Origin of the sequence: Tautonia rosea (assembly GCF_012958305.1) — a bacterium.
GTDB classification, from domain to species: domain Bacteria; phylum Planctomycetota; class Planctomycetia; order Isosphaerales; family Isosphaeraceae; genus Tautonia; species Tautonia rosea.
In genome coordinates, this window is the sequence record NZ_JABBYO010000007.1 from 182,486 (window position 1) to 194,387 (window position 11,902).

The following is an 11,902-nucleotide window of genomic DNA, read 5'->3' on the forward strand; positions in this document are numbered from 1 at the left end:
ACCGAACGACCGGGTCCGACCGTCACGTGTGTCGGGTCCGGTCAGGAGCGAGGCTCCGATTCGACCGGAGCAGAGGAGGCACCCGCGCCGTGTCCGCAACACTCAATCCCCGATCGCATCGATTGTCGTCCCCGACGGCCCCCCCCGGGGCTGGAGTCGTCGGCCTGTTGGCCGGAAGCGGTCGGTTTCCGATCCTTTTTGCCGAGGCGGCCCGGCGGCAAGGGCTGTCTGTCGCCTGCGTTGGCATCAAGGGGGAAGCTCCCGACGTTCTGGCCGATCTCTGCGATTCGTTCGACGTGGTCCCTGTGACCACGCCGAGCCGGATCATCGGCGCCTTCAAACGCCGGGGAGCCCGGGAGCTGGTCATGGCCGGCAAGGTCCACAAGACGGCCATGTACACGCCGTTCTTGTTCTGGCACGCGATCAGCGATCCGAGGGCCGTCCGCATCTGGTTCTACGGCGCCTTGCGTCGGAACAAGAAGGACGACACGATTCTGTTGACCGTCATCGATGAGTTCGCCAAGGACGGCCTGAGCTTCCGCTCGGCCCTGGACTTCTGCCCGGAGCTTCTCGTGAATCATGGCGTTCTGTCCCGCCGCCGACCTTCGAGGTCAGAGCTTGACGACATCCGTTTCGGCTGGGAACTGGCGAAGGAGATGGGCCGGCTCGACGTGGGCCAGTCGGTCGCCGTCAAGGACTGTGCTGCCATCGCCGTCGAGGCGATCGAGGGGACCGACCGCTGCATCGAGCGAGCCGGTCAGCTGTGTCGATCGGGCGGCTGGACCCTGGTGAAGGTCGCCAAGCCCCAGCAGGATATGCGGTTCGACGTGCCGACAATCGGCATCGGCACGGTCGAGAACCTGCACAAGGCCGGAGCCCGAGTCCTGGCAATCGAGGCGGGAAAGACGATCGTGATCGACCAGCCCGAAGTGGTCGCCCTGGCCGATCGGCTCGGCATTGCCCTCGTCGCGCTCGACGCTGCCGAGGTCGCAGTAACGGCGGGCTGATGGATCGTTGGAGCTACTCGCGAGGACGAGAACTGCGAGGAGTGCTCTGGACCTTGAACGAGGCGAAGGCGATCCCGAGGGCGATGGCCAGTGGCATTGTGAACCGCGAGATGAGCCGTTGCCGGGCCGCGGCCGTTGCCGTACCCAGTTGAAACTGGTCGATCGCCTGTTCGCCGGCCTCATGAGCATTCATCATTGGCCCTCGGATCAGGTAAAATCGTTCCCAGTCCATCGTCTCGCCCGAGAATGGCCCGACGCTGGGAATAAACTGATCTGAGTGGGTTAATGGGAAGACGATCGCGTTGATGACCTCGATCGTCGCCACGCCCACGATTGCACCGATCAGCCCGCCCAGCATGAGGGCCCAGATGGATCGGCCCACTCCCAGGCCAATGCCGATCGCCAGGCCGGCGGCGAGGCCGATTGGAAGCCAGATTGCCCCGTAAATCATCATCGGAAGTAACAGGGTCGGCTCGGCCGGCTCGAACAGATCGAAATACATCGGCACGACAAGAAACGGGATTGCGGCCCCAGCGGCCCCTCCGAACAGAAGGCCGAGACCGCCTCCGACCACTCCCGATCCGGCTTTGCCGCGGGCGAGCCCTCCGGCCAGGCCGAGCGTCAGGCCAAGCGTTGCGCCGAGGACCCCGAAGGCAATCGCCGCATTCCTGGCGCCTGAGCTACGCCGCTCCAGATTGGCCTGGGTGAAATCGAAGCTCTGGCCCGCCGCTTCCTCGGAAATATGGAAGAGGTCGAGCGTGGCTTCGCCGACCGTCCAGCCGATCACTCCCGAGAGCAATCCGGCAAGGAGGATTAAGGCCCAGAGTCGGCCTCGCTTCGGAGAGTCGGAGGCAGTCGGAGGCGTGTTGGTGAGCCCTCCCGATGAGGGAACGGGACTCGAATCAGAGAATGGTTCATTTCCACGGACGTTTTGAGGTTCATGCGTTGCCATCGTCCGGTTCTCCTCGCGAACCTTCGCGCTGGATCGAATCCTGAGGGCCAGACCCCTTGGCCCTTTGGTTATTGAAGGCACAAATGCGTCGATTCTGGCAGCCTCAATCCCCTGAGCAATGGGGACCGATTCCCGATTCCCGAAGAAACCACGCACCTGTCGACGGAACTTCCTTTGAATGACGATCTCGGAATCGAGACGGGGAATCATCTTGAGTTTGAAATGCTCGACGCATAGTATGGGCGTCGAGGTGCGTTCGCACTAGGGGGCTACCCGTCTTTTCGCTCGAATTCTCGAAGTTCCTGTCCGGACGTGCTTCACACGATTCGCAGGAGGCACGGGCTGTCAAGGCTCTTGTGTACTGGGGTGGCGTGTCCCGAAGTCGGGATTCCGTCTTCTGCAAGTAACCCGTGTGCAGGCACCTTTGATTCCTTGGCCTCACGTTCATTCCGTGCGGCGCTGTGACGCAAAGACCCGGAGTGTTCTCCCTATCCCGATCAACGTTCTGGCGCCGTTTGAGGATTTTCACCCGTTCTGATCGAGGTGACCTGATGCGGTTGTTCTTGAAGTGGCCTCTTGCGGGTCTGCTGGCCGTTTCCCTGACCGGGTTGATGGCCGGTTGCGGTGGTTCCGGCGAAGTGGAGCGTGCCGATGTTCCCGCGATCGCACCTCCGCCTCCCTTGCCCGAAGACGAGGTGCCGGAGACGGATCGACCGACTGAAGGATCGTCGGCGGGAATGGATTACAACCCCACGCGAGGGGCGGTGGTGGACTGAGGTGTGGCCAGACGGACTCGGCCTGATCGGGCAGACTGCACGCTCGGATCACCTCGGACCTCCTCAACGCGTGGAGCGTTTCTCGAACGCTCGTGCGAGGCGGAAGCAGAAACTCTGCCGACCGGTTGGTTTGCTCGCAGGTCCGATTCCGGTCCACTTCGGTTGTCCGTATGTTTGATGCGGTTCGATCAGCATTTTCCAACCTTCGAGGGCATTGAGCGATGAGACAGAACCCAAATCGAACGCACCCCGTCTTTGAACGGATCAGGGGGTTCACCCTGATTGAGTTATTGGTGGTGATCGCCATCATCGGCGTGTTGATCGCCCTGCTCTTGCCGGCCGTCCAGAGCGCCCGAGAAGCGGCTCGGCGTGCTCAGTGTACGAACAACATGAAGCAGATCGGACTAGCCCTTCATAATTATCACAGTACCCATAACGTCTTTCCTGGTGTTTATCCGGCCCGAACGACCTCGGACCTCACGATTCGAGGGACCTGGGGAGCCTGGAGTCCTCACTCGATCCTGCTCCCGTTCATGGAGCAGACCCAGGTTTACAATGCGTTGAATTTCAACGTCATCAACAAGGATATCGGGGCGGGTGCGTTCGTGCAGTGGACCGGCATCAGTGCCCGGATCAGCTCGTTCCTCTGCCCGTCGTCTCCGCTGCCTCGTGGCAACCAGGACAGCGGCGGGGGCGTGCCGGCTCGGCCGAAGACCGGCAACAACTATTTCGCCTCAACCGGCGCAAGCATCAACTTCCAGGGCTGGATCGGCGACGGCCGGCCAAACGGAATCTTCATGCTGCATCGTTCCCAGGAGCAGGGGGGCGGTTCTCAAGACGTTGGGATCAGTGACATTACCGACGGCACGGCCAATACGATTGCCTTCGGCGAGTGGCGCATGGGCGACTTCGACGAAAATCGTCTCAGCCACCCACAGGACGTCATCAACGAGGTTCCCTGGCCAGGTCCGGCTGCCACGCGAAACATGCCGCTTGGGGCCGTCGAATTCAACCAGTGGACCCTCTCCTGCGCCGCGGCCTTCCCGGGTGCGAATCAGCGGGATCCGCGGTGGCACCACAACGTGAGCTGGGTCGGCGATAGTTGGTTCCAGGGGATGTACGGCTGGACGATGGGCAACACGCTCTTGCCGCCAAACCCGAGGTTCCCGAACTGCCGCACCTGCACCTGGCAGGGCGACCTCGATTGCCCCGGCATGTACGGCATGAGCAGCTTCCACGCAGGCGGTGGCAACATTTTGATGGCTGATGGTTCAGTGCGCTTCCTCAAGAGCACCGTTCAGCCGGTCATCGTCTGGTCGCTCGGCACCCGAGACGGCGGCGAGATCGTCTCCAGCGACCAGTATTGATTGTGCCTCGGTTCAGGCCCGAGGACGATCACGGACCCTCGGGCCTGACCATTGCAATCAGCGTCAGATCGAAATTCCAGTGAAGGTCTCCTGAGATGAACGCCCTTGGATCCAAACGTTTGCTGGTGATCCTCGTGGGACTGATCGCCTTCGGGGGCCTCGTGGTCGTCCTCGTCCCAAGTGACACCGCTCCCAGCGACGAAGACATCACCGTGACCCGTTCTTCTGAAGGGCACTGGGAGTCGGTCAGGCAAGCCCGGCGCATGCTCGACTCGGGACGCCCCGACCTGGCGTTCGACGCCGTCAAGGACATTCGTGACCAGGAACCCGGTGCCGCCGAGGCCATGACCATCGCCGGCGTGGCCCTGTTCCGTCTGGGAGACCCGGTCGGTGCGCGCAGGGCGCTGGAAGTGGCCCTGAACCTCCAGCCGAATCAACCCGAAGCCGCCCGGGCCCTGGCGGCGCTCTGTCTCGACATGGGAGATACGACCCGGGGCCTCTCCGCCCTGGATATGGCGGCCGATGCGGCTCCGAACGATGCCCGGCCCTGGGCCGACAAGGGCCGGGTGCATCTCGACCTCGGCGAATTCGACGAAGCCGTCCATGCCTTCAACGAGGCCCTGAAACGCAATCCGGAACGTGAAGATGTCCGGCAGGGCCTGATCGTGAGCCTTCTGAAAAGCAACCGGGCGGAGGAAGCAACCGCCCGCGTGAAGGAAGCCCTGATCCGCAAGCCCGACGATCCGATGATGCTTGGCCTGGCTGCTCAGCATGCCTTCGCGTCGGGCGATCTCGACCGGGCCAGGCAAATGGCCGATCAGGCCCTTGAACTCGATCCCGACGCCGACGAGGCCCTGCTCGCCAGGGGACGGACCCACCACGCCTCGGACGATCTTCAGGAGGCCCTTGCCGACCTCGAACGGTTCCTTGAACTGAGGCCGAACAACCTCTCGGCGCTGCAACTGCTTGGTCAGATCGAAGCGCGGCTCGGGCTGACCGAACGTGCTGCTCAGACGGCCGATCGGCATCGAGCCGCCTACGAGCGAGCCGATCGGATGACCCGCCTCACCGAGCAGATCGCCGAGCAGCCCGATGATCCCGCCCCACGTTGGCAGATGGGTCAGATTGCTCTGGAGGGGGGCTCGACCGAACTGGCCCGCCGCTGTTTCCAGGCAGCCCTGATGCTCGATCCGGGATACCAGCCGGCCCGAGACTCCCTGACCGCCCTCGATCAAGGGGGGCCGACCACCGATCCCAACGGCGTCCCGACGGCTTCACCAAACCTCTGATCGCGTTGCCTTGGCTTGCCGTGCCATCAAGTGACGATGAGCGCCGAAGGGTCGATCCCGCTCAATCAGGGCGGTCGTCTTCGGGACCTGGCAGAGAAAGGGCAGGGGAGGGCGGCGGCTGACCGGCCTCGATGGCCCGAGCGATGAGCTCACAGGCAATCGGAAGGCCGACACTCTCGGTGTCGATCACAAGATCATAAGAGTGCGGGTCGGTGTCGTCGGCGCGAAACATGGTGCGAACGAATTTGCGGCGGCGACGGTCCAGATCGAGCGCGAGTCGTCGGGCGGTCCGGGGCGTGACGCCAAGCCGTTCCGAGAGGCGGCGGGCTCTCGCCTTGATCGGCGCAACGAGGCGGACCGAGAGAACCTCGTGCCTCGGGATCATGAACCCAGCCCCTCGGCCGACGATCACCGCGTCGCCCGCGTGGCCGATCGAAAGCACGAGCTTGGCCAGGTGATCGAGGTAGGCTTCGAGCGGAGCCCAGTGTTCCTCGCGGAGTGGCAAGAGCCAGTCTTGCACGACGCTGGGAGAAAGTTCGTCGAGCGCCTCGACTTCCTCGATCGGCCGCTCCATACGCTGCGCGATTGTCTCGATGATCCGAGCGTCATAGACAGTCCAGCCGAGGCGTTCGGCGACCATCCGGCCCAGCGCCGAGCCCCCGGCTCCGGCCTCTCGCGAGAGGCAGACGACCCGAAATCGTGGGCGTGGTTCGTCGATCGGCTCGGAGGCGAGGTCGGGTATCGGTTGGCTCGAGAACCATCGAGCCATGACCGCCCGCAGCCCTCGGGCAGAGCGGTTCGAGCCGGGTCGCGATGCGTCGCCGATCATCCCCATGCCGTCGCCCCGTCCCCGCCGACTCAATCGCTGATGGATCCTCGGGACCCTTGCAACGAAGGGCCGATTCCCGCTCCGTTGCCGATCCCGGCGTGGTGCTCGAAACCATTGTAACCGTTACATGCCGGGTCGCTCTCGCTCTGGTCTCGAAAATCTGGGCAATTTTTCCTCAAGTCTTTGCGCCGGTTTACCTGACGAGATTATCCGCCCACGTGAAGCGGGGCATTGGTACGGGCTTTGCCCTGATCGACGTCCGACGCCGCGAGGGACTCAAACGTTTCCCTCCTCCCGATCGACATGGACCGTTTACGGGACATCTTTGCATGAGCGACCGAACCAACACGCTGCTCTGGATGAGGGACCTGATTGAGCACATGCGCCACTGCCAGGAGCAGCTTCAGTGGGCCTCCGACGGGCCGAGCGAATCGTTCCTGACCGAGGCTATGTTGGTCGATCTGTCCGAGTGCCGCACTCTTTGCGAGCGGCTGCGCTCGAACCAGTCCCCTCACGAGGCCCGACTGCACGCCACCTCGGCCTGACGACTCGATGCGAAACGCCTCTGTCGACCGTTGCGGCTGCCCCTGGACAGTCGCCCCCGAGCATGTGAACCTCGTGTCGCGGCGATCGTCGATTCGCTCGATGGTCGATCGAACCGACCATCAACGGGGCTCGGCAACGGGGAGGCGGCGATGCGGATCGTGCTCGGAATCCTCACAACACTGGTGATCGGCCTCGGGACGACGGCCTCTCGGGCCGAGGACGAGGTCAGGCCGAACATCCTGCTGATCCTCGTCGATGACCTGGGCAAGGAGTGGATCGGCTGCTACGGGGCCGAGGGGATCGAAACCCCTCACATCGACGCCCTGGCCGCCGGGGGCATGCGGTTCGAACTCGCGTACGCAATGCCCCAGTGCACGCCGACCCGCCTGACCTTGCTGACCGGGCAATATCCCTTCCGCCACGGCTGGGTGAATCACTGGGATGTCCCGCGATTCGGCGGCGGCGCCCATTTCGATCCCGAGCAGAACGCCTCGATCCCCCTCTTGCTGCGCGATGCGGGATACGCGACCGCCGCGGCCGGCAAGTGGCAAATCGACGACTTCCGCGTCGAGCCGATGGCCATGTTCGAGGCCGGGTTCGACTCCTGGTGCATGTGGACCGGCGGCGAAGGAGGCAACCCGCCGAGCGATGAACGCTACTGGAATCCTTACATTGCCTCGGGAGACGCCTCGGGAGCCTCCCCCTCGGCCACCTACCGCGGGGCCTTCGGGCCGGAGGTGTTCGCGACCTCGTTGATCGACTTCATGCGATCGCACCGCGACCGGCCGATGTTCCTCTACTTCCCGATGGTCCTGGTCCATTCCCCCCAGGTGCCGACCCCGAGCGAACCCGGCGCTGAATCGGCCCAGGAGCGTCACGCGGCGATGGTCCGCGCGACCGATGCGACCATCGGCCGACTGGTCCAGGCGGTTGATGACCTTGGCCTCCGCGAGCGGACGATCATCATCGTCACCACCGACAACGGCACGGGCGGGAACATTACGGGCCGCCGTCTCGGCCGCGAAATCCGCGGCGCGAAGGCGCAACTGTCGGAAGCCGGCACCGCCATGCCCTTCATTGTCAACGGGCCGGGCCTCGTGCCCCAAGGGGTTGTGACCGAGGCATTGACCGATTTCACCGACCTCTTCCCTACCCTCGCCGAACTGGCCGGGGCCAAGGTGCCTGACAATCGGGTCGTCGATGGCCGATCGATCGCACCCTTGATCCGAGGCGAGGTCGACGACTCTCCACGAGACTGGATCCTGTCACTCGGGCGCGGTCCCGCCGTCTTCCGCGATGGTCGGGTGGTCCCCGCGCAACGGTACATCGACCGGGTGATCCGAGACCGTCGGTTCAAGCTCTGGATCGGCCTCGACCGCGCACCGACGGCCCTGTACGACCTTCAGGCCGACCCCTGGGAAGAGCACAATTTGCTCGATTCGACCGATCCCGAGATCCTCACCGCTCGGGATCGCCTGCTCGCTGTTGCGGCAACCTTTCCCGAGCACGACGCGACACCTCGATACCGCCCCAACCCTCCCCAGCCGTGGGATCGCCCTCCTTCTGCTCGTCGGCCGATCGCGCGCGATTGAAGTCGGTCACGAGGTGCGACGGCTCTTTCGGACTGGGACTGAAGCCGGAATGATGCAGGAGCGCGATCGTAGGAAAGTTCCCCGGTCAAACCGGTCGGAAGGGGTGAACCTGTCTCGATTTTGGGGGCGAGCGGTTGCAGACGCGGTGCGAAGATGGTGGGATCGTGCGTCTGATGAATGGCGATTCGCCGACCGCGTGACCAAGCCTTCCCTCGCCAAGCCCGCCCGCACTGCGGTCAACGGTCCGATGACGACCTCGCAGGGGACTGCCGTCCCGAGGCCTCGGTCCACTCCGAGACGGGCAATGACTGGCCGAGAGGGCTCGATCCCGGTCCAGGTGCATCCGCCTCGGCTCGTTTTTGGTTTCGACTCGATCGCTCGGAGGAAGTCATGATGCATGCCGAACCGCCCTCCGGGGCAGGCGACGCCCCCATCGATTCCAGCAAAGGCCCGTGGCATCGCGGGCTGACCAGCTATCATTGGTTCGTGCTCGCCGTCGCCGCGCTGGGATGGCTGTTCGACACGATGGATCAGCAGCTCTTCAACCTCGCTCGCAAGCCGGCGATGGAGGAGCTGCTGGATACCACCGATCCAGCCCGCGTCAATTTCTTCGGCACGCTTGCCACGTCGATCTTTATTGTCGGCTGGGCGCTCGGCGGCCTCTTCTTCGGCATCCTGGGCGACAAGATCGGCCGGGCCAAGACGATGCTGCTGACGATCCTGATGTACTCGATCTTCACGGGCCTGAGCGCCTTCTCGTTCAACGTCTGGGACTTCGCCTTCTACCGCTTCCTGACCGGCCTGGGGGTCGGCGGCGAGTTCGCCGTCGGCGTGGCCCTGGTGGCCGAGGTGATGCCCGACCACGCGAGAGCCCGAGCTCTGGGGTGGCTTCAGGCCCTCTCGGCCGTGGGGAACATGACAGCGGCCCTGATCGTCATCAGCCTCGGCCTGATCGAGGATACCGGGATCAGCCGATGGCGGATCATGTTCCTGGTCGGCACCGCTCCGGCCCTGCTGGCGATCGTCATTCGCATGAAGCTCCGCGAACCCGATCGCTGGCAACAGACCGCCGGGGTCGCACCGAAGGGTAAGGCGGAGCACGAGCACACACCCACACCCTCGGAAGACATCCCCGCCGATGGTTCCCCCGGCATGTACGAGTCGGAACCCGACGGTGGTCAGAAACTCGGCTCGCTCTCGGAGCTGTTCGGCGACCGCCGATGGCGCAAGAACACGATTGTCGGCATGCTGCTGGCCTTCTCCGGCGTGGTCGGCCTCTGGGGCATCGGCTTCTTCAGCTTCGACCTGATTCGCGACATCTTCAGCGATGCGGCCCTCCAGATGGCCAACGAGGCCGGCCTGGTCGCCGGTCCCGAGGCCGATTACGAGGCTCGCCTCCAGGACGGCTCGATCCGCGTCGTGCAGAATCCCTCAGACGTTCCCGAGACGCCCGAGGAGGGAATCACCTATCTCGTCGCGCCGACCGAGGAGCGAGCCCGCAGCAGCTACCTCCGGAACCATGAGGAAATTCGGCCGTTTGTCGAGGCGAGGCTCGCCCGATGGACCGGCTACACTTCGCTCGTCCAGAACGCCGGGGCCTTCTTCGGCATTTATGCCTTCGCCTTGGTCACGGTGCGGATTGGCCGCAAGCCGGCCTTTGCCATCTCGTTCCTGCTGGCAATGGGGGCGACGATCTTTACCTTCCTCTTCCTGGGCAAGATCGCCGGATTCTGGGATGTGTACTGGATGATCCCAGTCATGGGCTTCTGCCAGCTCTCGCTGTTCGGCGGTTACGCGATCTACTTCCCTGAACTGTTCCCGACCCGGCTGAGGAGCACCGGCACCTCCTTCTGCTACAACGTCGGCCGGCTGGTCGCGGCCACCGGACCGCTCGGTCTCGGGGCGTTGAATCTGCTGTACGCCGATTATGCCGAGATCGACAGCTCCTTGCCCATGCGGTACGCCGGCGTCACCATGTGCGTGGTCTTCCTGATCGGATTGATGGCCCTTCCGTTCGCTCCGGAAACCAAGGATCAGCCGTTGCCGGAGTGATCCCTCACGCCGATCGCTGACAGACTGTGTCCATCCTGTCCGGGGAGCCGACCACAATCGGTCGGCTCCCCGTATTTTTTTGCGATCAGGCCTTCGCGGCTCGCATGGGCTGGAACTTCAGATAGGTCAACGATCGCCAGAGCCACTCCGCCGGGCCGAAGCGGAACCGAGCGAGCCAGAGTGGACTGTACCAGAGCTGAATCGCCCAGATCGCCAGTACAATCAGCCAGAGCGTCGGCCGATCGAGCGTGCCGAACAGGCCGAATCCGTAGCCGTAAAACAGCAACGTGCCGACGATGCTCTGCGTCAGATAGTTCGTCAGGGCCATCCGGCCGACCGCGGCCAGCCGGGCCGTCAGTCGCGGCAACACGCCCGACTTGACCACCAGCATCACCACCGCCGCGTGACCCAGCGCCACCGGCAAGGTGGCTAGCTGGGTCAACGACGACCCGAAGATCATCCCCCGAACCACATCGAAATCAGTCGCCCAGAGATCCAGCCCTCCCACAATTGTCAACGGCAGGCCGATCCCGTAGGCGATCAGAGCCATGACCCCATAGAACCGGGTCGATCGTTCTGCCGAGAAGGCCCCCCATTTCATGAAGGCCATTCCCACGAGCATGCGACCGGCGATGCCCCAGATGAACAGGGGAAGAAAAAACGCCTGGAATCCGATCGACTCCTGTGCCCGGTGGGGGAAGACCTCCCAGTAACTCCCGCGGTAGGCGGTCAGTTGCTCGGCAAACTGCTCCTCGGTCGGTTCGAAGAAGGCACCCATTTCCTCCCAGGCCTCGGCCAGTTCGGCTCGGCCCGGTTCGGAGGTGCCGACGCTGGCCGACGTCGTCTCCGCCATCGCTCGCATCGCACCGATCCCCAGACCCAGGATCGAAAACAACAGGCTTGAGCCGATGAACAAGACCGTCCCCAGGGCAAACAGCCGACCGGGGCTCATCGATCGGAACAGGAACAGCACGAGGCCGCACAGGGCGTAAGCGACCAGGATGTCGCCCGACCAGATGAAGTACGCGTGGATCAGCCCGATCACCAGCAGCCAGAGCACCCGACGGTAATAGACCCAGGCGAACGCCGTCCCACGCCGCTCGGCTCGGTCGGCCATCAACACCAGGCCGGCCCCAAAGAGCATCGAGAAGAGGGTCATCATCTTGCCGGAGAACAGCAGTTGATTGACCATCCAGGCCGATCGGTTGAGCAGCCCTGGCCCTCCGCTCAGATCCGGATTGTCGTAGGCCGAGAAGGGCCAGGCGAAGCTGACGATATTCATCGCCAGGATGCCGAGCAAGGCTACCCCCCGCAGCACATCCACGGCCGCCAGCCGTTCAGCCTTGCCGACCGGTTCGGCCTGAGACGGCACAAGAGGGGGTTCCGTTGCCGGGGTCGGTGCCACCGGCGCGAGCAGATCATCCCCCGGCGCAGGATCGCCGAGAGCATCAGACCGATCGGAAGCAGTCGGATCGTGTGTTGCCATGAAGTC

The 11,902-nt window shown here is 63.9% G+C and carries 10 protein-coding genes; 7 read left to right on the forward strand and 3 right to left on the reverse strand.

What is annotated here, in order from left to right; genetic code table 11:
- Nucleotides 1–89: 89 nt before the first annotated feature.
- On the forward strand, nucleotides 90–1,007 hold the full coding sequence (locus HG800_RS14215) for an LpxI family protein (protein ID WP_169977297.1): 918 nt from the start codon (nucleotides 90–92) through the stop codon (nucleotides 1,005–1,007).
- A 13-nt stretch (nucleotides 1,008–1,020) separates the two neighbouring features.
- Here HG800_RS14215 and HG800_RS14220 read toward each other — a convergent pair whose 3' ends face one another.
- Complete coding sequence (locus tag HG800_RS14220) at nucleotides 1,021–1,959, reverse strand: hypothetical protein (protein WP_169977298.1); 939 nt, start codon at nucleotides 1,957–1,959, stop codon at nucleotides 1,021–1,023.
- A 551-nt stretch (nucleotides 1,960–2,510) separates the two neighbouring features.
- On the opposite strand from HG800_RS14220, the gene HG800_RS14225 reads away from it, so the two are divergent.
- The 3 genes from HG800_RS14225 (at nucleotide 2,511) to HG800_RS14235 (ending at nucleotide 5,391) form a co-directional block, all read left to right on the forward strand.
- The gene (locus HG800_RS14225) at nucleotides 2,511–2,735 is read left to right on the forward strand and encodes a hypothetical protein (protein ID WP_169977299.1); all 225 of its coding nucleotides are present in this window, start codon (nucleotides 2,511–2,513) and stop codon (nucleotides 2,733–2,735) included.
- Nucleotides 2,736–2,956: 221 nt separating this feature from the next.
- Nucleotides 2,957–4,102 carry a DUF1559 domain-containing protein gene (locus HG800_RS14230; protein WP_169977300.1) on the forward strand — a complete coding sequence of 382 codons (1,146 nt, stop codon included), beginning with the start codon at nucleotides 2,957–2,959 and terminating at the stop codon, nucleotides 4,100–4,102.
- Between the two features lie 95 nt (nucleotides 4,103–4,197).
- Nucleotides 4,198–5,391 (forward strand): tetratricopeptide repeat protein, encoded by a 1,194-nt coding sequence (locus tag HG800_RS14235; protein ID WP_169977301.1) that lies wholly within the window; start codon nucleotides 4,198–4,200, stop codon nucleotides 5,389–5,391.
- Nucleotides 5,392–5,452: 61 nt separating this feature from the next.
- On the opposite strand, the gene HG800_RS14240 is transcribed toward HG800_RS14235, so the two are convergent.
- On the reverse strand, nucleotides 5,453–6,253 hold the full coding sequence (locus HG800_RS14240) for a cytidylate kinase-like family protein (RefSeq protein WP_235963690.1): 801 nt from the start codon (nucleotides 6,251–6,253) through the stop codon (nucleotides 5,453–5,455).
- A 296-nt stretch (nucleotides 6,254–6,549) separates the two neighbouring features.
- On the opposite strand from HG800_RS14240, the gene HG800_RS14245 reads away from it, so the two are divergent.
- From HG800_RS14245 to HG800_RS27455, 3 genes are all read left to right on the forward strand, one after another.
- Nucleotides 6,550–6,765 carry a hypothetical protein gene (locus HG800_RS14245; RefSeq protein WP_169977302.1) on the forward strand — a complete coding sequence of 72 codons (216 nt, stop codon included), beginning with the start codon at nucleotides 6,550–6,552 and terminating at the stop codon, nucleotides 6,763–6,765.
- Nucleotides 6,766–6,915: 150 nt separating this feature from the next.
- Entirely contained in the window at nucleotides 6,916–8,358 is a 1,443-nt protein-coding gene (locus HG800_RS14250) for a sulfatase-like hydrolase/transferase (protein WP_169977303.1), read from the forward strand.
- A 393-nt stretch (nucleotides 8,359–8,751) separates the two neighbouring features.
- Nucleotides 8,752–10,410 (forward strand): MFS transporter, encoded by a 1,659-nt coding sequence (locus HG800_RS27455; protein ID WP_449343008.1) that lies wholly within the window; start codon nucleotides 8,752–8,754, stop codon nucleotides 10,408–10,410.
- 85 nt (nucleotides 10,411–10,495) lie between these two features.
- Here the strand turns inward: HG800_RS27455 and HG800_RS14265 are convergent, their stop codons facing one another.
- The gene (locus tag HG800_RS14265) at nucleotides 10,496–11,896 is read right to left on the reverse strand and encodes a DUF418 domain-containing protein (RefSeq protein WP_169977304.1); all 1,401 of its coding nucleotides are present in this window, start codon (nucleotides 11,894–11,896) and stop codon (nucleotides 10,496–10,498) included.
- Between the last annotated feature and the right edge of the window lie 6 nt (nucleotides 11,897–11,902).

Coding starts and splice junctions, on each gene's coding strand:
- HG800_RS14250 (WP_169977303.1), top strand. CDS start 6,916: ATGCGGATCGTGCTCGGAATCCTCACAACACTGGTGATCGGCCTCGGG.
- HG800_RS14245 (WP_169977302.1), top strand. CDS start 6,550: ATGAGCGACCGAACCAACACGCTGCTCTGGATGAGGGACCTGATTGAG.
- HG800_RS14230 (WP_169977300.1), top strand. CDS start 2,957: ATGAGACAGAACCCAAATCGAACGCACCCCGTCTTTGAACGGATCAGG.
- HG800_RS14265 (WP_169977304.1), bottom strand. CDS start 11,896: ATGGCAACACACGATCCGACTGCTTCCGATCGGTCTGATGCTCTCGGC.
- HG800_RS14235 (WP_169977301.1), top strand. CDS start 4,198: ATGAACGCCCTTGGATCCAAACGTTTGCTGGTGATCCTCGTGGGACTG.
- HG800_RS14220 (WP_169977298.1), bottom strand. CDS start 1,959: ATGGCAACGCATGAACCTCAAAACGTCCGTGGAAATGAACCATTCTCT.
- HG800_RS14225 (WP_169977299.1), top strand. CDS start 2,511: ATGCGGTTGTTCTTGAAGTGGCCTCTTGCGGGTCTGCTGGCCGTTTCC.
- HG800_RS27455 (WP_449343008.1), top strand. CDS start 8,752: ATGCATGCCGAACCGCCCTCCGGGGCAGGCGACGCCCCCATCGATTCC.